The sequence below is a fragment of the Pseudarthrobacter sp. CC4 genome (genome assembly GCF_048957775.1).
Lineage (GTDB): Bacteria > Actinomycetota > Actinomycetes > Actinomycetales > Micrococcaceae > Arthrobacter.
On record NZ_JARCCZ010000045.1, the window covers coordinates 1 to 21,424 of the forward strand.

22 protein-coding genes are annotated in these 21,424 nt (G+C 60.2%); 14 read left to right on the top strand and 8 right to left on the bottom strand.

Annotated features, from left to right (window positions below; translation table 11 throughout):
- Both PV768_RS21000 and PV768_RS21005 read left to right on the top strand, forming a co-directional pair.
- On the top strand, nucleotides 1-492 hold a 492-nt coding region (locus PV768_RS21000), incomplete at its 5' end, for a hypothetical protein (RefSeq protein ID WP_421094094.1).
- A gap of 18 nt (nucleotides 493-510) precedes the next feature.
- A complete protein-coding gene (locus PV768_RS21005; RefSeq protein WP_421094095.1) occupies nucleotides 511-1,188 on the top strand; it encodes a hypothetical protein in 678 nt (225 codons plus the stop codon).
- Between the two features lie 60 nt (nucleotides 1,189-1,248).
- Here PV768_RS21005 and PV768_RS21010 read toward each other — a convergent pair whose 3' ends face one another.
- Nucleotides 1,249-1,797: a hypothetical protein gene (locus PV768_RS21010; RefSeq protein ID WP_421094096.1), complete on the bottom strand. Its 549-nt coding sequence runs from the start codon at nucleotides 1,795-1,797 to the stop codon at nucleotides 1,249-1,251.
- 160 nt (nucleotides 1,798-1,957) lie between these two features.
- On the opposite strand from PV768_RS21010, the gene PV768_RS21015 reads away from it, so the two are divergent.
- Complete coding sequence (locus tag PV768_RS21015; RefSeq protein ID WP_421094097.1) at nucleotides 1,958-2,686, top strand: PspA/IM30 family protein; 729 nt, start codon at nucleotides 1,958-1,960, stop codon at nucleotides 2,684-2,686.
- Between the two features lie 111 nt (nucleotides 2,687-2,797).
- The gene (locus PV768_RS21020; RefSeq protein ID WP_421094109.1) at nucleotides 2,798-3,016 is read left to right on the top strand and encodes a helix-turn-helix domain-containing protein; all 219 of its coding nucleotides are present in this window, start codon (nucleotides 2,798-2,800) and stop codon (nucleotides 3,014-3,016) included.
- Nucleotides 3,017-3,028: 12 nt separating this feature from the next.
- Here PV768_RS21020 and PV768_RS21025 read toward each other — a convergent pair whose 3' ends face one another.
- The gene (locus PV768_RS21025; RefSeq protein ID WP_421094098.1) at nucleotides 3,029-3,475 is read right to left on the bottom strand and encodes a hypothetical protein; all 447 of its coding nucleotides are present in this window, start codon (nucleotides 3,473-3,475) and stop codon (nucleotides 3,029-3,031) included.
- A 114-nt stretch (nucleotides 3,476-3,589) separates the two neighbouring features.
- Here PV768_RS21025 and PV768_RS21030 point away from each other — a divergent pair, with 114 nt between their 5' ends.
- The gene (locus PV768_RS21030) at nucleotides 3,590-3,877 is read left to right on the top strand and encodes a hypothetical protein (RefSeq protein ID WP_421094099.1); all 288 of its coding nucleotides are present in this window, start codon (nucleotides 3,590-3,592) and stop codon (nucleotides 3,875-3,877) included.
- Nucleotides 3,878-3,953: 76 nt separating this feature from the next.
- Here PV768_RS21030 and PV768_RS21035 read toward each other — a convergent pair whose 3' ends face one another.
- Nucleotides 3,954-4,733, bottom strand: coding sequence for a hypothetical protein (locus PV768_RS21035; protein ID WP_370460288.1), 780 nt, complete (start codon nucleotides 4,731-4,733; stop codon nucleotides 3,954-3,956).
- 842 nt (nucleotides 4,734-5,575) lie between these two features.
- On the opposite strand from PV768_RS21035, the gene PV768_RS21040 reads away from it, so the two are divergent.
- Complete coding sequence (locus PV768_RS21040) at nucleotides 5,576-6,169, top strand: lytic transglycosylase domain-containing protein (protein WP_421094100.1); 594 nt, start codon at nucleotides 5,576-5,578, stop codon at nucleotides 6,167-6,169.
- A 526-nt stretch (nucleotides 6,170-6,695) separates the two neighbouring features.
- On the opposite strand, the gene PV768_RS21045 is transcribed toward PV768_RS21040, so the two are convergent.
- Complete coding sequence (locus PV768_RS21045) at nucleotides 6,696-7,373, bottom strand: NADPH-dependent F420 reductase (RefSeq protein ID WP_421094101.1); 678 nt, start codon at nucleotides 7,371-7,373, stop codon at nucleotides 6,696-6,698.
- A 134-nt stretch (nucleotides 7,374-7,507) separates the two neighbouring features.
- Here PV768_RS21045 and PV768_RS21050 point away from each other — a divergent pair, with 134 nt between their 5' ends.
- A complete protein-coding gene (locus tag PV768_RS21050; RefSeq protein WP_321216094.1) occupies nucleotides 7,508-8,086 on the top strand; it encodes a TetR/AcrR family transcriptional regulator in 579 nt (192 codons plus the stop codon).
- Between the two features lie 444 nt (nucleotides 8,087-8,530).
- Here PV768_RS21050 and PV768_RS21055 read toward each other — a convergent pair whose 3' ends face one another.
- Nucleotides 8,531-8,995 carry a hypothetical protein gene (locus tag PV768_RS21055; RefSeq protein ID WP_421094102.1) on the bottom strand — a complete coding sequence of 155 codons (465 nt, stop codon included), beginning with the start codon at nucleotides 8,993-8,995 and terminating at the stop codon, nucleotides 8,531-8,533.
- A gap of 274 nt (nucleotides 8,996-9,269) precedes the next feature.
- Between PV768_RS21055 and PV768_RS21060 the strand changes: the two genes are divergently transcribed.
- Nucleotides 9,270-9,794 (top strand): AAA family ATPase, encoded by a 525-nt coding sequence (locus PV768_RS21060; RefSeq protein ID WP_421094103.1) that lies wholly within the window; start codon nucleotides 9,270-9,272, stop codon nucleotides 9,792-9,794.
- Between the two features lie 212 nt (nucleotides 9,795-10,006).
- On the opposite strand, the gene PV768_RS21065 is transcribed toward PV768_RS21060, so the two are convergent.
- Complete coding sequence (locus PV768_RS21065) at nucleotides 10,007-11,038, bottom strand: BMP family protein (RefSeq protein ID WP_421094104.1); 1,032 nt, start codon at nucleotides 11,036-11,038, stop codon at nucleotides 10,007-10,009.
- A gap of 702 nt (nucleotides 11,039-11,740) precedes the next feature.
- On the opposite strand from PV768_RS21065, the gene PV768_RS21070 reads away from it, so the two are divergent.
- On the top strand, nucleotides 11,741-12,385 hold the full coding sequence (locus PV768_RS21070; RefSeq protein WP_421094110.1) for a GntR family transcriptional regulator: 645 nt from the start codon (nucleotides 11,741-11,743) through the stop codon (nucleotides 12,383-12,385).
- A 337-nt stretch (nucleotides 12,386-12,722) separates the two neighbouring features.
- Here the strand turns inward: PV768_RS21070 and PV768_RS21075 are convergent, their stop codons facing one another.
- Nucleotides 12,723-12,935, bottom strand: coding sequence for a hypothetical protein (locus PV768_RS21075; protein WP_157238210.1), 213 nt, complete (start codon nucleotides 12,933-12,935; stop codon nucleotides 12,723-12,725).
- A gap of 232 nt (nucleotides 12,936-13,167) precedes the next feature.
- Between PV768_RS21075 and PV768_RS21080 the strand changes: the two genes are divergently transcribed.
- The 5 genes from PV768_RS21080 to PV768_RS21100 all read left to right on the top strand — a co-directional run bounded on the left by PV768_RS21080 (nucleotide 13,168) and on the right by PV768_RS21100 (nucleotide 19,262).
- The gene (locus PV768_RS21080) at nucleotides 13,168-14,508 is read left to right on the top strand and encodes an MFS transporter (protein ID WP_421094105.1); all 1,341 of its coding nucleotides are present in this window, start codon (nucleotides 13,168-13,170) and stop codon (nucleotides 14,506-14,508) included.
- Nucleotides 14,509-15,321: 813 nt separating this feature from the next.
- Nucleotides 15,322-15,513, top strand: a complete 192-nt coding sequence (locus PV768_RS21085) for a DUF3311 domain-containing protein (RefSeq protein ID WP_157242475.1) — start codon at nucleotides 15,322-15,324, stop codon at nucleotides 15,511-15,513.
- Nucleotides 15,510-17,036, top strand: coding sequence for a sodium:solute symporter family protein (locus PV768_RS21090; RefSeq protein WP_157242474.1), 1,527 nt, complete (start codon nucleotides 15,510-15,512; stop codon nucleotides 17,034-17,036). Before PV768_RS21085 ends, PV768_RS21090 begins: the two co-directional genes overlap by 4 nt.
- A complete protein-coding gene (locus tag PV768_RS21095) occupies nucleotides 17,036-18,232 on the top strand; it encodes an amidohydrolase family protein (RefSeq protein ID WP_421094106.1) in 1,197 nt (398 codons plus the stop codon). The genes PV768_RS21090 and PV768_RS21095 overlap by 1 nt, the downstream gene beginning before the upstream one ends.
- A 43-nt stretch (nucleotides 18,233-18,275) precedes the next feature.
- Nucleotides 18,276-19,262: an ornithine cyclodeaminase family protein gene (locus PV768_RS21100; protein WP_421094107.1), complete on the top strand. Its 987-nt coding sequence runs from the start codon at nucleotides 18,276-18,278 to the stop codon at nucleotides 19,260-19,262.
- A gap of 1,073 nt (nucleotides 19,263-20,335) precedes the next feature.
- Here the strand turns inward: PV768_RS21100 and PV768_RS21105 are convergent.
- Nucleotides 20,336-20,893, bottom strand: coding sequence for a hypothetical protein (locus PV768_RS21105; protein ID WP_421094108.1), 558 nt, complete (start codon nucleotides 20,891-20,893; stop codon nucleotides 20,336-20,338).
- Nucleotides 20,894-21,424 lie beyond the last annotated feature (531 nt).

A 21,424-nucleotide genomic window follows, 5' to 3' on the forward strand; every position in this document is an offset into this window, starting at 1 on the left:
ATGAGCGGCCCCCGGAACCACAATCCAGGAGCCGCTCACCTACGCGCTATTGACAACCAAACCTACATATCAGAGGGCCGGCTGGCGCGGGCGATACAAGACGATGAGGTCCAGTTCTGTGTGTCCAATGTAGAAGGCGGCCGCGGGGGCAGCCTGCCGCGGTACACAGCAACCATCGTTACACCCCTGTTCGTAATTTCCGGCGATCTGCAGACCGTGGACCCGAACAACTACTCTCCATATCCCTACAAGGGAGACGTAAAAATTGTTCCGCGCTCAAGCATCCAAAGTTTAACGATGCACCACGTGGAGTATTTCGATGTGCCGGACGAGGAACATCCGGACTACATATCCTTCACCGCCGTATTCGACGGGGTCCCTCCCCTTGTGGTCGGCATGCCACGCTACTCCTCGCAACGTAACGGAAGTACCGCCCGACTCTTTGACTCGCTTCGATCTGATCTGCTCACCGCTCGCGCCGGCAGAACGTGAACTCTGGGAATACCGAAAGTGTCAGCCTTTGTGATGAATGACCAAAGCGCGAGTGGACAGCAAGATGGCGTCATTCTGCTGTCGCATCAAGGAGAAGCGTCTCAACCGGGTGTCCCGGTTTCCAAGGAAGTGGAACGCTGGGGGAGTAGTTCGAGCTTCGATAATAATTGGCGAATGACCTTGGAACCGGAAGACAATGAAGCTAGCGCTCAGTCGCAGGTAGTGTCCGTTGCCTTGAAGTTTCTGGATGCTTTCTATAAGGAAGACCTGGCCAGAGCCTGGCCGCTAGTTCATCCCCGGCTTCGGGTCTGTTGGGTGCAGTGGTGGGCGACAGCCAACAGGGTTGCTCTCCAACAGGCGGGTTATGAGTTGGTCAAAGTTGCCGACGAATTAGCCCCAAGTGCGCCTACGGAACATCCTTTGTGGGCCGATTTCGAAAGGGTGCTTCTTCGAGGCTTTCGAAAGGCTTACCCACTGAACCTTGCGACTTGCGGCATGGGTGTTGCTCCACGAGTCATAGCGCTGGACACGGAGATGCTTTACGTCCATGCAGAAATGCCGCCGGACGGGGTCTGGAAAGCGGGTGCTGACAGTTTGGCGTATCCGATGGTGATGCAGCTGAATGACAGTAGATGGTCTGTCCTTAATTGGGCCTCTGACATGATGCCAACACCTGGCTTTCCGCCAACCCGGTAGGCAGGTGGTAAACGCTAGTTGCCTGAGAGGACCGGCACAACGTGTGCCGGTCCTCCGCCGCTAGCGTGCGGCTGCCAGATCTTCGCGGAGATCATCCAAGAGTTGCTGGAGCCACGCTCCCGGTTCGGCGACGTCCTGGCCCTCGCTGTTCCGTTCGCGGATGTCGAGCGTTGGCCCGTTGGCGTACTTCACGACGCACACGAGACGACCGTTTTCGTTCCGGTAGTCCTTTGCGGCCCGAACCTGAATTTCAGTGATCGAGGTTCGGGGGATGGTGTGCACTATGATCTCGGGATCGCGGCTTTCGTTGCTGAATTCAACGTAAGCCAGCACTCCCTTGCCGAATACCGCGCAGTGGTATTCGAGTGCATACCCCGGAGGGCCCTTTGGCGCGTTGACGATCAGGGCGTGATCGATGTCTTCCCCCACAGCTGCAACGAGCTGTGAGATTGCATGGTCAATGGGGTCTGCCAGGTCTTGGTCATCAAACGACAGCTTTCCGTGCTGTGTCAGGTTTGCTTCCAACCGGACCCACTCTCGGTTGAAGGTTTCGTTTGATCTTCTAAAACCTTCAATGATTTTGGTTGCCGCTTTTTCGGAAGTTGCCATGAGGTGACCTTTCGCTGTTTCATGCGTACCTGGTTGCATTCACCCTATCCGGCGCCGGTGCTCGCCCTAGGTCCCTGATCGGTATCGCAATGTGAGGCCCTTCCCTCGATCGGACAGATGACGCGCAGCAGTTGTACCCTCTCAAAACAGAAAGACCCCCGTGAAGCAGAGTATTTTCGCCCGCGTTGCCCAGCTCGCCAAGGCCAACCTGAACGCCCTCCTGGACTCCGCCGAAGACCCGCAGAAGATGCTGGACCAGATGGTCCGGGACTACTCGGAGAACATCCGCGAAGCCGAGGCCGCGGTCGCGCAGACGATCGGCAACGTCCGCATGGCCGAAGAGGACTATCGCCGGGCCGTCAACGACGCCAACACCTGGGGCAACAAGGCCATCGCCGCCTCCCGGAAAGCCGACGAGTTCCGCGCCGCCGGTAACAGTGTGGACGCGGACAAGTTCGACGCCCTCGCCAGACTCGCTCTACAGCGGCAGATGACCGCCGAAACCACCGCCAAAGCCCAGGAGCCGGGCCTGGCCGCGCAGAACGAGATCGTCGACAAGCTCAAGGGCGGGCTCGACCAGATGAAGGGCAAGCTGCACGAGCTGACCGCCAAGCGCAACCAGCTGGTGGCCCGGTCCCGGACGGCCGCCGCCCAGTCCCAGGTCCACGACGCCCTCAAGTCCCTGGACGCCGGCGACCCGACCTCGGCGATTGGCCGGTACGAGGAGCGCATCCGCCGCCAGGAAGCCACCGTCCGCGGCCAGCAGGAACTCGCCGCCTCATCCCTTGACGCCCAGTTCGCCTCCCTGGAAGACCTCGGGGAGCAGACCGAAGTGGAAGCACGGCTCGCCGCGCTGAAGTCCATGGACCGAAAAGCCATCGACAACTAGGAACAGCTCCCGCACAAGGCACTAGATCCTCACGGTCCGGGGCCTTTGGCGTTGCCGCACATAGGATGAACCGGTGACCGATGAACCCGTAAAGCCCGTCGATTCCTGACAATCTCGCAGGCGGCCGAAGAGCTGAACGTGAACCAGAACCAGATCAGGGCCCTGCCCAGCAGTGGGGAGCTTCGCGGAATCCAGGTCGGTGGCCAGGGCCTGTGGCGTATCGGGGCCAGCGACATCGAAGACTACATCGCCGAGGCCTACCGGCGGACCGCGGAACGGATTGCTGCCGGCGATCTCGAAGATGGCGCGGAGGCCGGGGATCAGGAGTAGCTAAGCCGGCCCCTAGCGTGGCCTGATGATCAGGGTGACGAGTTGGGGGTCGTTCAGACCAGGACTGGTGACGTTGAGCATGTACGTGTATTCGCCGTCCGTGCCGGTGGACCTGCAGATGGTGGTGACCCCGATGGCGTTCGATGGCCTCGCGCACGGACGGTCGGCCCTCATCTCGAACCCGAGTCCCGACTTTATTGCCGCGACGTCGTCGTCGGTGAGCTCTTTCCCGGTGTCCCAGCGCCGCGACAGACTCGGGCACGGGTTGGTGCTGATGCACATGAACCGCTCGGGGCGGACAATCTCGTCGGCCGGTTTCCAGTCGGCCGGGATGGCGAATCGCCCGGCGCGGGAAAGCATGTCGGCGGTGACCTTGTCCTCGGCGGAGCGGACCATGAAGTGCGCCGTGACCCCCAGCGCCAGGATCACCGCGAAGACCAACCAGATCCTGCGTTTCACTGGATCCCCCAATCCGCGCCTGTTCCGGTCAGCCTAACCCGCGACTGCCCCCGCTCCCAGGACACGCCCGCCGTCGTCCACCATACTGTCGGTGCCCGGGAGCACCATGGTCCTATGACGGCTCCAACAGTTGAGGCGGCGATCCACGAACTGATGGATCTCGCCTGGAATGTTGTCTACGACCTGCTCGAGGAGCGGGGCCTGCTCGGTGACGGGTTGTTCGTCGAGGAGTACACCGGGATCCGTTCCTGGGTCGAAGACCTGACTCGCTACACCGTGGTCCACTCCAGGGATGTGGCGATTCTGTTCGTTGACACCCGGCCCGTGGACGCCATTGCCTTCCATCATGACCTGCTGGGTACCGATGATCCGAAGGCCTATTTCAGGCTCCCATGGGCTTAGTGCCGGTATGCCGTATTCTTGCTTGCCCATGCAATGAGTCGGCGCCACAGGCGGGATCGCCTATCGCATCAGCTGGTCACTTGCCGGACCTGAACACGATGGAGTCGAAGACGGCGCGTGCCTCTCTCGTCAGCTCCGGGTTGATCGATTCGTGGAGTTGGCTCACCGCGATCACAGCGCGCTGGCCGTTCAAGTCGACCACCCGGTAGGTTTCGCGTTCAGCCACGCTTGAGTACCAGCGTGAGCATTCGTATGAGGATCCTGAGTGGATGCATAACTTGCCGCCGTCGCAGGCTGTGATGTCCGCGTCGCCCTCGACGGAGTGGTCGAACTCGAAGCCGGAGTAATTGCCCACCATGACCTCGACGGCAGGGGTGCTTGCCGTTGACGTCTGCGACGCCATCGCATCGACGAAGGCCTTAGGCGACGGTTCGACCTCGGCGAGCTTGCCCACCCACGTGCATGCGTCCGTCGCCACATAGTCGGCGGGCCAAAAAGTGAGGTAAACGGCCCATTCATCCGGGTGATCCGGGTCGTCCTTGATTACGCTGTCGCCGTCGAAGGACTTCCAGCCGTCTGGGACGGTGATCTCGAAAGGCTCCGTGTAGCCGGGGACGAGGACGAGGTATGTGCCGGCGTCGATGTCGCCATTCTTCGGCAGAGGTGGGACCGTGCCAGTGTCGCCGCCGTTCGGCAGCGGTGGGGGCGTGCGAACCTCCGTAGTCGGAGTACTGGCGGACGGGAGGGAGACGTCGTCGGACTCATACTGGCACCCGCCGAGACATCCAATCAGTGCGATAGCCACCAGGGGCAGGAGATGGCGCGGCCGCTGAGCGGCCAGTTCGAGGGGTGTCATGGAACTCATCGATCCACCAAGCCGCTACAGGGGTGCTGTGAGGCCCTGCAGCCGGGTGGCCCCCGCGGGCGGTCCGGGATGGGATGCCGTCGCCTCAAGTCTCCTCCGGCACAGAACCCGTGACAATGAAGAGTTGTACGGAGATCAGTTTCGACTCAAGCAATCCCCTGAAATGACAGGAACGCGCTGAGGCAGTGTTAAGGAAACGCCAAATATTGGGCAGCTTTACACTGCCGGGGTCTAAGTAGCCCGAGACGTCTAGGCGCGGAAGCAACAGAATCTCTCCTGTGGCCAAAAACCCAGGGTGTGCCCCATAAAGCTGAGGAGATCTGGTGGTGTTCTAATCGTAAGCTTTTCCATAATCCCGTCGACACCCCTCACCCGGTGTTGCCGGGCTTTTCTCCGGTTATTGGTTGTGGGTGTCGTTCTGGTAGGGGGACCACCCGCTGGGCTAAGGGGCCGAAGTGCAACTTGGGAAACCTGTGTCGGGAGCGAAAACTTCGTTTCGAAGCCATTCCCCTCCGGTCTGGCAAGTTTTCGGTCTTGGGGTCGGCGCGGTAGCGCCCTGGTTGCGCGGAGGACCCGCCCAGCGATTATGGGAATGACAAGCAGTTCGTACTTCTGCTCATTCATCTGGGTGCGGAGAACAGGCAGCATGACTTCTGCGGTGGTTTGATTGGTTGGTGCTTCGTCTCAGACGCCTCGTGGTTCTAATCGTGTTTGCAGTTTGTGTCACAACCGCTTCATTGTCCTGGGCCCTTGGGCAAGCTGGCGTTGAAGCGCGGCGTGCCTTTTCTCCACCGCCGCGAGCGGAGGCTGAGCTTGAGATGCTGCCTGGCGGCATGACCACCGCCGTGAATGTCACCAGAAACCCGGATGCTGACTGGGTTGTCCGGGCTGCTGGGCAGACCGGGATCCCTGAACGCGCGCTGCGGGCGTATGTTGCCGCGGCCGCGACCGTGAATGTTGCTGCTCCGACGTGCGGGATCGGTTGGAACACTGTGGCGGCCGTTGGTTTCGTCGAAACAGCACACGGGACGTACGGCGGCGGCAGCCTGACCGCCGCGGGGGAGGTGAGCCGACCGGTTGTGGGCCCGGTTCTCGACGGTGCCGGTTTCGCCGCTATCGCTGACACAGATGCGGGTGCCCTGGACGGGGATCCCCGTTGGGACCGTGCTGTGGGACCGATGCAGTTCATTCCTTCCACGTGGCAGCTCGTCGGGCGGGACGGGAACGGGGATGGCACGGCGGATCCATTCAATATCGATGATGCCGCCCTCAGTGCGGCGACGTATCTGTGTTCCGGCGGCCGTGACCTCACCACTACGGACGGGTGGACCGAGGCGATCTACGCCTACAACCAGTCGGACGCGTACATCGGTGAAGTGCGTGACCAAGCCATTGCATATGCCTCGAGGACTGGTACCAGGGGATGAGCAGGAGTGTGGAGAGCCCATCCCCTCCTTCGTATGAAGAAAACGTCGGACGTGCCTATATGGCGTTCTGGCGGGACCCGAAGAGTCGCGAGCAGCGGGGCCTAACAGTTGCCTCCGAGACTGAGGCTGAAAAGGTCAAACGGAGGCGGGAGGCGAACGGTCAGTCCTTCGAGATCGCCCAGCATGCGATCCTGTCAAACGAGACCCGCGTTCCCACAGTTGACGAGGTCGTCCAGGAACACATCGATCTTTTGACCCGTCCGTCCAGTGGAACCACCAGGACGTACCAGGTAATGCTGGACCTGCACATCCGGAACATCATTGGTCGACAAAATCGACTACCGGCTCCTCAATCACTGGGCCAAATCGATGACGGCCAAGGAAAAGGCGCCCAAGACTATCCCCAGCGTTCACGGCAGCCATGAATACCGCGGAGATGCTCGGCTATATCGCGCGGAACCCTTGCCATGAGGTGCAGCTTCCGGGCCACTGTGGCGGACGGTGATCTGCTGCCTTGTCCAGTGTCCTAGCGGACGATCTTGAAGTTGAAGGCAGGTGTGCCGAGTGCGCCCCAAAGGCGGAGCCAGACAGGGAGGAGCATTTCGGTGCCCCGCGCTGTCGTGATGTCGCCGAGGTCGATGACATCCTGGTGGCCGAACTCCTTTAGCAGTTCCGTGACGGTTTGCTTGGCGGCAGAATCATTCCCGGAGACAAAGACCGTGCTGGCTTCGGGAAGGCTACCCGGACGGGCCATGAGATCGGCGTTGAGGGTGTTGAGCGACTTCACGACTCGGGCGGCGGGGAAAGCGCGCTGGATCTGCTCGCCGAGTGAATCAGTGTCCTTGACGAACAGGATCGGCGGCGTGCCCTGGCTGAAGTCGAGGGGGTTGGCGATGTCCAGAATGACCTTTCCGTCGAGGTGTTCCACCCCGGCCTGGGCCAGGACGTCCAGGGAGGCGGCGCCATTCGTGGCATTGACAATGAGTTCAGCCCCTGCTGCGGCGTCCGCGAAGCCGGCCAGAGCGACGCCGGGGTTCTCCGCTGCCCAGTCGGCGAAAGGTGCGTTGCCCATGGCGTCGGCGTCCGTGCGAGCAAGTGTGGCCTCACGATCGCGGGTGCCGATAGTGACACCGTGTCCGAGTTCGACCAGCCGTGCAGCGATAATGCGGCCTACGGTGCCGGTTCCGAGAATGGCGGTTTTCATGGGCTGTCTCCCGTTGTCGATGACTGGATCCGATGTGACGGATCGTTCTCCCACAGTTTGTGACGGATCGATCCGTCTGTCAAACTTGAAGCAGCAAGACCTCTGGTGAGAGTTCAAATAGGAGTGGGATTTCCGTGGCACGCAAGACCGGCGAAGAGAACCGGCGCAACGTTCTCGAAGTGGCGACCCGCCTGTTCTACCAGCGCGGCATCCGGGCCGTCGGGATGGACACGGTGGTCAAGGAATGCGGCGTCGGCAACGCCACCATTTACCGCCAGTTTCCCACCAAGGACGCTCTCGCCACCGCCTACGTGCAGAGCCGCGCGGAAGCCTGGTTCGAACGGATGCGGCAGGCTGCCGAGGAATTCCCGGACCCCCGCGACAAGCTCGTAGCCGTCTTTGAGGTACTCGCCGGTGACACAGCCGGAGCCTCCTATCGCGGGTGCCCGATGCTGAACACGAACACCGAGTTCCCGGAGGGGGAGCACCCGGCGCATTTGGTGGCCGTAGAACACAAGCAGAAGGTACGGGACTGGTTCCATTCCCTCGCCGCCGAGGCCGACGCCAACGACTCCGACCAGCTCGCGGATGAACTTCTTCTTATCCTCAACGGCGCCTATGCCACAGGCTCCGTACTCGACGGCGCTGCCTACGGGACACGCGCCCTGGGCCTGGCCCGACGCATCGTCCACGATGCCTGTCCCCGCCCCTAAATCCCGGACTGCTGCTCTGCTGGCCACCCCGGTCGACGCTGGCCGTCTCCGGCAAATCGGCACGGATTTCGTAGCTTTGAATCTGATTGTGAAAGAACACAACCCTTCATGAACCCCGCATCGCACCCTCGTCGTCGTTGCCCGCCCTGATCTGGAAAATTCGCGGATCACCGCACAGCTCACCGCAGCCACCACGGAAATGGATCACGTCACCGTCTGTGTTCTCTCCGCTGCCTATCCGGCGACTGCGTGAAGTGAAATCAGAATGATCCAGGACGAAAGTATGGTCCGGAGCCTAGCGGAAAGTGCCGCAGAGGGTTCCGCTAACGGGCACGAACGGTGCGGTGATCCATGGGCGTGTGACTCGCAGCGAAGTGGAAATCCCTCGATCAGGCATGTGTGGCGGGTTCCGCGCCGTGGAACCGGGCCGCTTAGGGTCGGGGGTCAGGAGGCGCATGCCCCGGCCGGGATTTTAGCAGCGCGGAGCCATTTCAAGGCCTCCTGCTCGTCTGTGAAATACCTGCTCGGGCACTTTGGCAGGGGCAGTCCGCGCCGCCCGTGGGCGATGACCCGGTCCACCGACGTGCTGCCAAGGATTGCAAAGGCTGTGACGGTTACGGCTTCGCTGAAGACACGGACGGCATCGCGGCTGACATGCTCAACGCCCGTGACCTGCAGTAAGACCGCGCAGCCCGCGCCTCCGGTCAGGGTCAGGAAGCGCTCCCGCACGGAGGTTCCGTCCGCGGCAGTAATCTGACTTCCGGGACGCAACGTAATCCGGAGAATCCGTTCGCTTTCAACGGTGAGGGTGAAGTTCGTCGAGCCGGGCTCTGAGGCTGCGGGTCCGTCCCCGGAGCTTTCGTCTGCCAGAGAACGCTGTTCGTCTTCGGCATGGACCGGTGTGGTCATCGAATCCCCCCGGATGCGGTTCAACGGCGTCCCCGCCGGCGCAGTGAGCCCGGTTTTACCCCAGAGCTTTGCAGGTCAGAGTACCTCGGGGCGGGCCCAGGGTCCATGAAAGACCGGATACTGGTCCGAAGCGCGATCTGGGACCTTGCTCACGGCGACGTCGTGTTGCTCATCGGCTCGCTCCTGGCAATCTGCCCTATGACGATGAGGGTACTAGGCAAACGTGAGAAGAACTTGTCTATGAACGATACTCCGTGACGCTAGAGTTCGCTCCATGATCGTTTGGCTCAACGGCACCCACGGAGCGGGAAAGACGACGACAAGCGCGCTCTTGCAGCCAATGCTGCCCGACGCGCGCGCCCTCGACGCTGAGAAGGTCGGCGAGGTGCTCATGGACATCACACCGGGGCTCCCCGCGACAGATAACTTCCAACACTGGGAGCCATGGCGGCCGCTCGTTGTCGAAACTGCGCGGCGCGTGCTTGAGTTCACTGGAGGCACACTAGTGATGCCGATGACAGTTCTGGTTGAGAGCTACTGGCGGGAGATCAGCGACGGTCTTACTAAGCACGGCATACCGATCCGGCATTTCGTGCTCCATGCCGACCAAGCGACTCTGCGCGAACGCATACAGAACGACAAAGTTCTCGGCCCCTCAACGCTTCGCTTCGCGTATCTGGAACGATACGCTGACGCAGCCCGCACCTGGCTGCACAATGAAGCAGAGGTCATCGACACCACCGACATCACACCGGGACAAGCCGCACAGCAGATCGCAGCTTCGGTGCTTGGCCGCTGAGAAAGCCAAACGTCCGGGATTGGAGACCCATCTGAAGTGTCCTTCAGATGGGTCTCCAATAGTTCCTTCACGTCTGATGCCGGCCTTCCTGTGAGTGCCGCCCACAGCTGCGCGGCACTCACAGGGCTCTATATTTAGCTTTATTGAGTCACGGCCGTACATTTCCGGCGACCGTGGCCCAAGTATTGACATACTTACTGCCGGAGCCGGGGCTACTTCACATCGAATTCCGGGCCAGTATATTCGGTCCTTACGGTAATCTCGTCAGCAGCGATTTTCGTGGCGAGATCACTTATTTTTGCCCTAACCTCCTGTGGAATGTCCTCGCTAAGCGTCAGCCTGACTGCGTCAGGGTTTTCAAGGCCTATGTGGTGGCTGGAGCCTGCCTGGAACGTACCGCCCACCAAGTCTTTTACTGCAGCGAATGCTGCTGCCCCGGAATCAGCAACGGCAGAACCGGCAAATACCTTTGCGTCATCTTGGGTGAAGTCCCGGACGTTTCCAAACTGTCGGGCTCTTCCTGTCTCCTGAATAGCCTGGGTTACTCCTGGGCGCCCAGCGTTGAGCATCGTGAAGATGTAGTCAGCGCCTTCCTCTATCTCCGCGACGGCTATCTTTCGTGAGAGCTCAATATCATCCTGGTCCCCCGAAAAGTTTGATAGGACGGTCGCTTGAGGGTTTGTGTGAGCTACTCCGTCGACGAACGCCGCCCTACCTTTGAGTCCAGGAATTGGCCGGATGCCCGACATGTGGCCGACGACGTTGGTTTCCGTCAGGAGTCCAGCGGCTGCCCCTGCCAGCCACGCAGACTCTTCTTGGAGGACCTCGTAACTTGATAGATTCGGACCGGTGACGTTTGCCTGGGTGACGACAAACATGGTTTCCGGGAAACGTTGTGCTACTGTCTTCGCGGCTTCTGCGTTCTGGCCGCCGTGTGCGATGACCATGTCCACGCCTGAGCTGGCGAGCTCGTCTAGCGCACTCTCCAAAGCAGCTTTTTCCGGCTCAACGCCTTCCTTGTAGCTGATTTCAACTCCCAGCTGATCGTGGGCGCGCTGAAGTCCGTTGAACCCTGATTCCATGAAGCCGCCATCAGACGCTGACCCTGCAAGCAACATGGCGACCTCCAACTTTGAGGCCGAGGACGATGCTGCGTTCTCGCCGGTCTTCGGGGCCACACTCTGGGCACTGCAACCAGTCAAGGCAATCCCAATAGCGGCAAGTACTGCTAACTCTAGCTTCATCTTTCTCCTTTGATAGATGTTCTGCATCCAGACGGTCGGTCAACAAAAAAGAGCTGGCATCAATTGATGCCAGCTCATTACGACCCTGCCTGCTGCTCTCAGGTCACGTGACTCGCGCCACGTTGTTTCAGAAGGATACAGCGACTCATTCAAGGGGTGACGGGTTTATCAGTGTTTATCGAATGTGACCGTGAGCATCCTGCTCCACCCGCCGCCGACGGCAAATACGGCTGGGAAAACTAACCCCATCAAATATGAACCAATCAACCCGCCCGCGCTCACAGCGGCCTAAGATTCCGGCTCAGCTAAAACCGGGCAGTCCCTTGTCGTGCACGTACGATTAGTTCGAAATTGAAATGCACCTATGCCAGCAATTGGTTCAAGACTGCGGTCATTTCCCAATGGGAGCGCTGAGTGAGAGCAAGGTTTGTGCAGCAAACGGCCGGATAGTCATCGACGCCAAACGGGCAAGTTTCATTCCGCTCAGTTCACGACCCGCCCGGCTTTCCGTCGGCACGCGGCCAGCCTGAGGCTTAGCCTGAATCCACCGGTCTGATTCCGTTAACGCTTCGGATCCCGCCCGAGAGCGGACCACCGGCAGATAGATTCGGCAGGCATGGTTCGCGCGCGGGTCTTTGTGGACAGCCTGGCCACGGCCAAGGCCTAATCGGGCGCGTGATCATCCCTGTGACCGAGGGCGTCATGGGCGTTGAGGACATCCAAGCCGAACGCGGCACCCACGTGGGAGCTGACTTCGCGCCCGGTTCACGGCTTAGGGAACGCGAGCTGTCACAGGCTCTGGACGTTTCCCGCGTGCCCTTCCGCGAAGCCCTTCAGCAGCTTGAAACAGAAGGCTTCACTCACACCTCCCCGCGGCGTGGAGCCACCGTCAAGCAGACCACCCTGCGGGACGTTAAAGAACTATTCGACGTCCGGCTCAGCCTCGAAGTGGTCGCCGCGCGCCTCGCGGCCCAGACCGCGGCACGGGGCGAGTCGTCGTCGCGTCTGCAGCAGATGATGGGCAAGGCAGAAGAAGTAACCCTGCACATGACCATGCGCAGATGCCACTCAAAAACACCGCCCTGCATGCAAAATCGTTTCGGTGGGGGGGGGGGGGGGCAACTCCCTGCTGGAGTACTCAATGAAGCCTCTGTTGGGCAGGACGCAGTGGCTTTTCACCCTGACCGGGCACCGCAACCCGCAGGTTCAGTGTGCGGAGCACCTAAGCCTGTGCCAGCCATCTGTAACGGCAAAGCGGACCTAGCGGCAGCCCTGGGCTTTGCCCACGTGGAGCTGGGCCTCGCTCCATCGCTCCAAGGTCTGGCTGGATGTCTTCCAGAGGTCTGACCAATCACCGAAAGAGCGAGCGTTCGGGGTTTCCTGATTGGCTTACGAGGACGTCCTCACGTCGATTCAGCCCTAGACCTGACTGGCGGCGCCGAACGCGCGTTCTTAGCCTAGTGCGCCGAGAGGAAAGGGGACATCGTTGATGAAGTGGCAGTCGTTACTTATAGGGCTGTCCAGCTGGCACAACACCTCTAACCGGGCCTGACTCACCACTGCCGGGAGTCGCCATCGAAGCCCAGCGCCAGGAATGGCCGGCATGCTGATCGACGCAATTTAGGACAGATCACTGAGCCGCCTGGATTTGCTCCCGCACCTGAATGTGTGGGATTCCCCGCTGCTACATAAGCAGGCGTTCCCGCGTTAGGCCGTAGGGAACCTCGTCGCTGAGTACCACAGTGCACAAGTTCGGCTTATGACGGGTGACCATAATGCCTTTGGTGCCGTCGACGACGGCGCGGGCTATGGCGATGCGTTCGGCTTCGGCGATTTGATGGTCCATAGCCGCTTTGTTCTCCGCAGTGATGGTCATGATCAATTCAAACGCTGCCATTGCTGTCCTTCTTTGTCGGTGCCGGTGTACGGATGCCGGCCATCTGGCCCGTGCTTTTCCGCGTCCCACGGGAAGTCGCTGTTTTGGGGGAATCTCTGATGCCGCCAGAGACGTCTCCCCGGATGGCACGTTGCGGCGCCATGCACGACCCGCTGCATCTACGTTGTTACCAACGCGTGGAGTCCAAAACCCTCGACTACACTTTGGTATACCAAGTCTACAGGAGGGCCCGATGTTGCACCAAGCGGAAGATGTATCAGTGGGCTGCCGTCGGGTGATGATGTTCCGGAATTGGTGGCTGCTTGTCGCCATCACGCTCGTCGCCTTCAACCTTCGTCCAGCAATCACATCTGTGGCAGCAGTTTTAGAAGAACTCAGATCTGTACTGGGCTTGGACCCGCGGGCAATTCCCCTTCTCGTGGCGCTTCCGGTACTGGCTTTCGGACTTTCTGCCCCTTGTGGACCGTGGCTCGCTCGCCGTGTCGGCCCTGGACGCGCCATTGCAGTCGCAATGCTTGTTCTCGCTGCCGCTTTGAGCGGGCGTGTTCTAGGTCCCGTTGTCATGCTCCCCGGCACCTTTCTGGCCGGCGTTGCCATCATGGCGGCGAGCGTCCTGGTGCCCCAGGTACTAAGGGCAAACCGCGACACAGCATGGTCAACCGGACTGTGGACCATGGGTATCGGTCTCGGTGCGGCGTTGGGGGCAGGATTGACACAGCCTTTGCAGTACCTGTTTGGAGGCAGCGTGACGTGGGCCCTTGCCGTCTGGGCAATACCTGCTTTGGTGGGTGCTCTTTTGATCCAATGGCATGGCGAGCCCGGCCCTTCACCGACGGGCGCGGGTGGCATGTCGCCGCTGACCCTGGCAGAGCCCGAAGATCCGCAGGAGGCCGGAGGTGTTCCACGAAATAACTGCATCGGCATTTTGGCGCCTCTGCCGTTGCGGAAACAGACGACGGCCTGGGCTGTGACTGCCTTCTTTGGCCTGCAAGCCATGCTCTATTTCTCGCTCACATCAAGCTTGGCTGCTTTCCTCATCTATAAGGGCATGACACCGCTCGCAGCCGCTGCCTTTCTGGGGTGGTTCAACGTGGCCGGGCTCCCCGCCGGTCTGTTGGCCCCCGTGTTAGCGGGCCGCCGCAATCTCCTTGCATTCATGTCATCCGGTTTAGGCATTCTGATGGCCGCAGTCCTGCTAACTATGCTCGCAGCACCGGGGGACCTGCAGTTCGTTCTTGTGGGTCTTTTGGGCGTTGCCCAGGGCGCAGGATTCGGAGTTGCGATGACACTGATCGTTATTCGTTCGGCCGGGCCTCTGACCGCAGGAAAATTATCGGCCATGAGCCAGGGAATCGGATTCGCTTTGGCGGCCATGGGTCCCATAGGTGCCGCCCTGCTTCTCGAGTGGACTCAACGCTGGGAAGCCACCATTTGGGCGCTGGCCGCGGAAGCAATACTTCTTGCGGTAGCCGGACACCTCGCAGTAAAAGGACGCCTCATCTCCGTGGAGGTGAGCGACGAAAGTCTTCCGGGGCCGAGCCGGGCTTCCTCGGCACGAAGTGGCCCGGGTTAGGAAGACGGCCCTTCCCCTCTGGTTCATCGTCTCATCAGCATGCCCGGATCCGGATTGTTCACCCCACGCTTCCCGCCCCTATGCTCGTGGCCTATCAGAGAAGTGCCGGGTGTCCGGGATGCCGGCGGGGGAGGCTATCCAGCGGCTGGAGCAAAATGGATTCGTTGCCGTCCTTCAGCGGCGCAGTGGTGCACCGCGGGACGCTGGCTCTGTCTTAAGGCCGTCGCTGCGAGAGCGGCAGCAATGCGAGTTGCCGACGGCTGTGCAGGGCGCCTGCGTAAGCCCCTTGCGGCCTCGCGTTCGGCGATTGAAGAGGTTCGACCGCATCAGGCCTTGCTGTTCTGCAGTGAAATACATTCGAGAATCGTCCGGCTCCAGGTCGCCGCCGTCTGACGGATTCCATGACGCCGCTTCTTGGACGGACGCGCTGGACCCTCGGGCTGGCGCAGAACCGGAGCAATGAGCCGCAAACACGAAGAGCACGCGGCCCTGTGCAGCCCAGTCGGCGAAGGCCGCCCCCTATGCGCTTGTATACGCACACATTAAGTTGAGCCGCGAGTCGCTGCCTGCCCAGCTCAGCAAGACGGTGGACCCTTAGGCCACTCCCATGGCAACTGGCTCCTGTCAGGGGACGTTAACTGGCCCTGTCTCGAATGGTATACCAGAACTAATGTTGGCTCCACTTGAGATAACGGACTCAAACAACAGGCGGGTCAACAGTGCTTCTCGTTCAGTTTGTGCTTCCGCTCATAATCCAACCATCCGAATTTAGGAGTAACTGTGATCGGAAGTCGCTGGTCCTTGGGCGTTGCGATGGGAATCCCTGCCCTGGCCATACTTGTCGGACTCCCGCTAGTTAGTAACAACCCTCATACCGTCATCGGGATACCAATGGTGTTTGCCTGGTTGTTTGCCTGGCTACCTCTGACGTCCCTGTGCTTCTGGATCTCATGGCGCTACTTGGAAAGCGCCGCATATCGTCGACTGGAAGGAGAAACCGAATGATTGCGGTTGTTTTTTTCAGTATCATCGCTCTCTCGATCGGCGTGGCCTTGGCAGCGCGACGCGGCGTGACAACCCGCGGACCCTTGGGCACGTTGATTGCAGGCCGCTCTCTGCCTGGCTGGCTGATCTTTTTCCTCGCGGTAGGCGAGATATACAGCGTCGGAACGATGCTCGGTTTTCCGGGCGGTATCTACGCGAAGGGAGCCTCATACGGAGTCTGGTTCATTGGGTACATTCTCTTGGGCTATGTCTTCGGGTACTTCTTGGCACCTCTGGTCTGGCGCGCCGGCAAGGTTTACAACGCGGTAACCGTGCCGGACGTCATGTATGGCCACTACAAAAACCGGCTTCTCGAAAAGCTGGCCGCGTTCACTTTCGTTCTGGCTCTCATACCTTGGGCTGTGTTCCAGTTCGTTGGACTGCAAACAGTTCTGAGCGGTCTCGGACTGCCGTTGAGCCGGCTCGGCATCATCGTCGGGTCTGCGGTGATTGCCTTCCTGTATGTAGCCATTTCCGGAATGCGCTCGACCGCTTTCGTCGCCATTGTCAAGGACTTGTTTATGTTCTTGGGAATAACCCTTGCTGGAATTGTTGCCGTAATTGCCGCCAAGGGAATCCCCGGGATCTTTGAAGAGGTAGCCACGAGGCCGGACATGACCACGGTTACTGGCGGTGCTCTTATCTTTGCGATGTCGACCATATTCGTACAGTCGATTCAGTTTTACCTGACCTTTCCCGCGCAGTTCCTCTTCGCCGCAAAATCGGAAAGTTCTATCAAGAAGTCCGTTATTTGGATGCCCTTGTATATGCTCATGTACCCGCTCTTGGTATTCGCCGCGTATTACGGCATCAGCCACGCGCCCAACCTGTCGAACCCGGACGATGTCTTCCTGGCGGTCACCCGGGATCTCGCGCCCGAATGGATTGTCGGCCTGGTAGCCGCCGGCGCCGGGTTGTCTGCCCTGATTGTTCTTGCGGGGAACTCATTGATGTTCGGCGGAGTCCTTACCCGCAATCTCGTCCCGACACTCTCTAAATCCAAGTCTTCCCATAGCGTGAAACTGGTCATGGGACTTTTTCTGGTCTTCACAGCCACGCTGTCTACTTTCACTTCCTCAATCATGCTCACCTTCTTAAATCTGGCCCTGGCTTTGACGGCCCAGCTCGTCCCCGCATGGTTCGGTGTCATGTTCTTCAGGAGATTCAAGGCGCCCGCTCTCTCTGCGGGAATCGTGGTCGGTTGTACCCTCGTGACGTTCTTCTACTTCACAAAGCTTGTGCCCGGCAACCTCAATACCGGACTTATTTCGCTGGCGGCTAATCTATCGGTTGTCATACTCCTCAGCCTCATCTTTAAGGGGGGCACGTCCCAACACATGCCGGTTGCTATGCGGGCAAAAGACATCCTCGGCAAAGCCGCTGAGAGTAAGAAACCTGTCCACGAAGGTAGCGACGAGGTCCCTGTTGCACCCGCCGGGGTCACTGTTTCAGGTGCCGGCAGAGCCATCAATGAGGAGGGCTGATGCAGCCAAACACCAACTTGCTTCTCCAGAACGTCCGTCGTCCATCAGACGCCCGGCCGGTTGACATACAGGTCACGGATGGACACATTGTGGCAGTCGGGAAGCTGCATCCCGGACAGACCCAGGGAGAAGTAATCGACTGTCAGGGCGGGCTCTTGCTACCCGGGCTCGTGGACAGCCATTGCCATATCGATAAGACGCTCTGGAGCGGCCCATGGATTCCGCACACTGCAGGTCCCAGTGTCGCCGAGCGTATAGCGGATGAAAGGCTCCGCCGCCTTGATGTTGCCTATCCTTCCTTGGACCGCATCACGGCACTGTTGGAGCAAATGTCCGTGGGTGGAACGACAAGCATCCGAACGCATACGGATGTTGACCCGGAAGTCGGGCTCGCCGGAATAGAGGCTGTGCAGAAGGCGGCACTGTCCCTAAGGGAACGCATCGATGTTCAGCAGGTCGCCTTCCCGCAGCAGGGGGTGGTAACGCGCCCGGGAACAGCGTCGTTACTGAAGGATGCCCTTGATATGGGAGCTACGGCCATTGGCGGCGTCGATCCGGCAGGCTTTGACGGCGACCCTAATGGCCAGCTTGATGCCATATTCAACATTGGCAGCAACTCCGGGTGTGACATTGATATCCACCTTCACGACCCAGGGGAACTTGGCGTCTGGCAGGTACTCCAGATCATTCAGCGGACCAAGGGGATGGGTATGGAGGACAGGGTCACGATCAGCCACGCATTCTGCCTTGCTGATATGCCCGCTCCTGTGCAATCCAAAGTATTTGATGGCTTGGCTGAAGCGCGCATTTCATTGACTACGGCAGCCGTGTTCAGCCGCCCGGTGCTGCCGCTGAAGATACTTGCGGAGTACGGAATAAACGTCGGATGCGGGAACGACGGCATTCGGGACCTGTGGTCTCCCTATGGGAACGGCGACATGCTCGAACGTGCCATGTTCGTTGCCTATCGCGGAGACCTTCGCCGTGATCAGGACATTGAGATGGCCCTGGACACGGCTACATATAACGGCGCGAAGATCCTAGGGCTCGAGAAGTATGGTTTGGACGTCGGATGCAAGGCTGACCTTGTTGTGGTCCCGGCGCGCAACGTAGCTGAAGCTGTGGTGAGCCGTCCTTTGCGGAACTTGGTGGTCAAGAACGGACAGATTGCCATGAACCGGGGGTTCGGCGATTGAAGATTTGGAAAGCGTTTTCGCCCACCGACGGAAGGACCTATAAATGACCCTCATTCTCACCGCGTCCGAGCTCCACACGTTAGCCGACATGCCCAGAACCATCAAAGCGGTAGAAAGTGCCTTTGCGGACATATCAGCAGGCCTAGCGCATCAGCCGGCACCGGCTTCCCTTAGCCTTCCCCCATCCGGGGGCCGGTTCATTCCGATGTCGGCTTTATCTGCAGCCGACGGACTTGCATCTGTGAAGTTGCTCGCCGATATTCCTGCGAATTCCGATCGTGGGTTGCCAACGCAGCGGTCAACAATCGTACTCGTTTCCCGGTCCACGGGGGAGACGCTGGCGATCCTTGACGGCCGCATACCCACTCGAGTCCGCACGGCTGCAGCCAGCGCCGTTGCCAGCAAAGTGCTGGCGCGGTCTGACAGTTCGGTCCTCGGGCTCGTGGGCGCGGGCGCCCTGGCAGTCGCGCACGTCCATGCAATGCTTGCCGTTCTTCCTATAAAAACAGTCGTGGTGTGGTCCCGCACAGCTGAAACCACCGACGCGTTCCAGCGTCAGGTCGCCGACCTCGAGTTGACGGTGGTGGTCGCAGCCTCTCCGCAGGATGTTGTGGAATCGGCCGATGTTCTGTGCACCCTCACTCCGGCTTCGGAACCGGTGGTTTTCGGCAAATGGTTCAAGCCTGGGCTGCACGTCAACGCGGTAGGGGCCCGTCCCCGCCCGGAAGATCGTGAAATAGATTCTGCTGGGATGGTTCGTTCCCGAGTATTTGTGGACAGCTTGCCGACAGCGACGACGAAGTCTGGTGACCTGATGATTCCTATAAGTGAGGGGGTCATGAGCGTCGGCGATGTGAGGGGTGAGCTCGGTGACGTCATCACGGGGAAGGTGCTCGGCCGGACCTCGAGGGACGACATCACGCTCTTCAACTCGGTGGGAATTGGAGTGCTGGACTTGGCCATCGGCCGAATTCTTTACGACAGTGCCGTGGAGCAATCAATGGGACTTGAGTTGGACCTGAGTCGCTGAATTTGGCGGACCGGCTGCACGGTCGGACTGCGCCACATGCCTTCAGTCCTTATCGAAGGCGGAGTCCCGGCTCCGACGTGAGACTTCACGTCGGAGCCGGGGGTCCTTGGTCCTGGCGTCCTTCTTCGGTTGGCTTTGCTCCGGACTACGAAGCCAAGGAGGCCGTTGTGCTGCTTGGTGGAAGAACGCCCGCCTGGTCGAGCAAAGGCCAGAAGCCGGGACCCGCTCTGGCCGACTACTTCGACGCCGCGACCATCGGCGGCGCGCAGGCTCTGGGACGTGGTGACCCGGGAAGACCTTGCCCTCAGGCATGGAGGCCGACATCACGATAGCCTTTTTGGGGCATCTCGGGGACAGTGCCATCGAAGACCCGTTACGCACGCTCGTGTTCAACGGCACGGTGCGGCAGGTGCCGATACGTTCGTGGCCGGACGCCCCGTCGTCGTTGGAGGCCTTCTGCCCGGAGTTGACCTGGATGCGTTGCGGGCTGAAGGACAGCGGCTGGATGTCCAGATGCGGGCAGCTTACTCCCTACGGGACGCCCAACACCGGGAGGCCGACGAGCTCTTCCCGCCCACCTTTGCCGCGGAAGTCGGCGTAGTTGCCGCCAAGTCCAGCCATGATCGTTTTGACTTTATGCAGTCACTGCATAGATATCGAAGGCCGGCTAAGGGGGTTGCCCGCCAACTCTGGCAGGAAAGTCGCGTCTTGCTGTGAAAGGGGATCCAGTTCACCAACCGCTTGCCTCTCACCTAACAGTCGTGGTGGGAGGTCTTTACGACCCGAGAAGATCTAGGAGAAGCGCTGAGCTGCGCAAATTGCGGCAGCGACACCAGAAGGACGATTGGCTCACCGGCGCGGTTCGGCCACTATCAGCAGCAGCGATCTGGGCGGAAAATAGGTCTCTGGCGGCCTGCAGATCAGTGATTTCGAGGGCTTTGAGCACCAGCCGCAAAGCCCTGGGCAGCAGCCGACCAGACGCCATTGGGTTTCCTTTGGCGCTTCTGCCGACAGAAACCACGCCGCTATTGGAGACCCCTGCAGCGTGTTGCGCGCCCGACACCACACTCGCCCTACTTGGGGTCGCCTGAAATGTGAAATGGGATTGTTGTGATCTTGGATGCGACTCCGATGGCTTCGAGATCTTGTGCATCAATCGTGGCGTCACCGTTGGCGTCCGCCACGACGCCCGGGGCATCGTTGTAGATACCGTCGTGGTTGAGGTCGGCGATCACAGCAACGGTCAGGGTGCTGTCCACGTCCCGACCGGCAATTGGGGCGCCGACGATCCAGGAATCCCAAATTTCAGCGCCCTTTTTCGAGCGGTCAGTCACACCGGTGAGATTGAACAGGTTGGCCAGGTTTGTGCCGGGACCAGAGAAACCCTTGATGGTGCTGCTGGTGGTGGAGACGAGTACAACGAGGCCCGGCAAACGATCATCCTGACCAGTGGAAAACGAGCCGGGAAAGGGCGCGGTGTTCGCATGCGCGGCGGGCCCAGTGAGCTGTAGATCGGAGAAGCCTGCTGCGGCCAGGCCGCCGTCGTATCGCACGCTCAGATCTACCAGCCATCCAGCACCAGAAATTCCGGCGGTGCCCCCTTTGCGAGGAGCAAACACCTCGATTTCCACGGGATGTTTCTCCGATGCGGCAAGGGCACGCGTCTCAGGGCTCGGACCCGCAGCGCCAGCCACGATCGCGCCCCACACCCCCACAGAGCCGGCAACGGCGGCAATTCGACGATTACTGATTCTTATCATGATTCTTCCTCGGCTCGACTTACACATGGAGAAGTGACTATTGCGGCGCCAACCGGTCATAACGACGAAACTCACGCGTATGGAGGTTGGAACCATCAACTGAATTGCGGTCACCGCGGTCTAGCCCCAGGCCAACATAAGCCAGGGCAACCCGCTCTAGATTTCGGTGGGTTGGATTAACCAGGTTGTCAGCAGGGGACTCCTAGGAGGATGGTTTCTCGGCGATTGCCGGCAAAGCGGGCACCATCGTGCGCAGCCAGCCCAGCCCCGGCTTTCGGGGGTCCTGTTGTGATTGGGCTGTTGCACTGACCAGCGTTGCTTTTCTCCTACGCTGCCGCGAGTTCTTCGGCGGTGGCCTTTTCGCGGGCTTCGGTGAGGTAGCGGGCGTAGGCGGGGAGGGTG

Coding starts and splice junctions, on each gene's coding strand:
- PV768_RS21010 (WP_421094096.1), bottom strand. CDS start 1,797: ATGGCAACTTCCGAAAAAGCGGCAACCAAAATCATTGAAGGTTTTAGA.
- PV768_RS21030 (WP_421094099.1), top strand. CDS start 3,590: ATGACGGCTCCAACAGTTGAGGCGGCGATCCACGAACTGATGGATCTC.
- PV768_RS21035 (WP_370460288.1), bottom strand. CDS start 4,733: ATGACACCCCTCGAACTGGCCGCTCAGCGGCCGCGCCATCTCCTGCCC.
- PV768_RS21040 (WP_421094100.1), top strand. CDS start 5,576: ATGACCACCGCCGTGAATGTCACCAGAAACCCGGATGCTGACTGGGTT.
- PV768_RS21045 (WP_421094101.1), bottom strand. CDS start 7,373: ATGAAAACCGCCATTCTCGGAACCGGCACCGTAGGCCGCATTATCGCT.
- PV768_RS21055 (WP_421094102.1), bottom strand. CDS start 8,995: ATGACCACACCGGTCCATGCCGAAGACGAACAGCGTTCTCTGGCAGAC.
- PV768_RS21060 (WP_421094103.1), top strand. CDS start 9,270: ATGATCGTTTGGCTCAACGGCACCCACGGAGCGGGAAAGACGACGACA.
- PV768_RS21065 (WP_421094104.1), bottom strand. CDS start 11,038: ATGAAGCTAGAGTTAGCAGTACTTGCCGCTATTGGGATTGCCTTGACT.
- PV768_RS21070 (WP_421094110.1), top strand. CDS start 11,741: ATGGGCGTTGAGGACATCCAAGCCGAACGCGGCACCCACGTGGGAGCT.
- PV768_RS21075 (WP_157238210.1), bottom strand. CDS start 12,935: ATGGCAGCGTTTGAATTGATCATGACCATCACTGCGGAGAACAAAGCG.
- PV768_RS21080 (WP_421094105.1), top strand. CDS start 13,168: ATGTTGCACCAAGCGGAAGATGTATCAGTGGGCTGCCGTCGGGTGATG.
- PV768_RS21085 (WP_157242475.1), top strand. CDS start 15,322: ATGGGAATCCCTGCCCTGGCCATACTTGTCGGACTCCCGCTAGTTAGT.
- PV768_RS21090 (WP_157242474.1), top strand. CDS start 15,510: ATGATTGCGGTTGTTTTTTTCAGTATCATCGCTCTCTCGATCGGCGTG.
- PV768_RS21095 (WP_421094106.1), top strand. CDS start 17,036: ATGCAGCCAAACACCAACTTGCTTCTCCAGAACGTCCGTCGTCCATCA.
- PV768_RS21100 (WP_421094107.1), top strand. CDS start 18,276: ATGACCCTCATTCTCACCGCGTCCGAGCTCCACACGTTAGCCGACATG.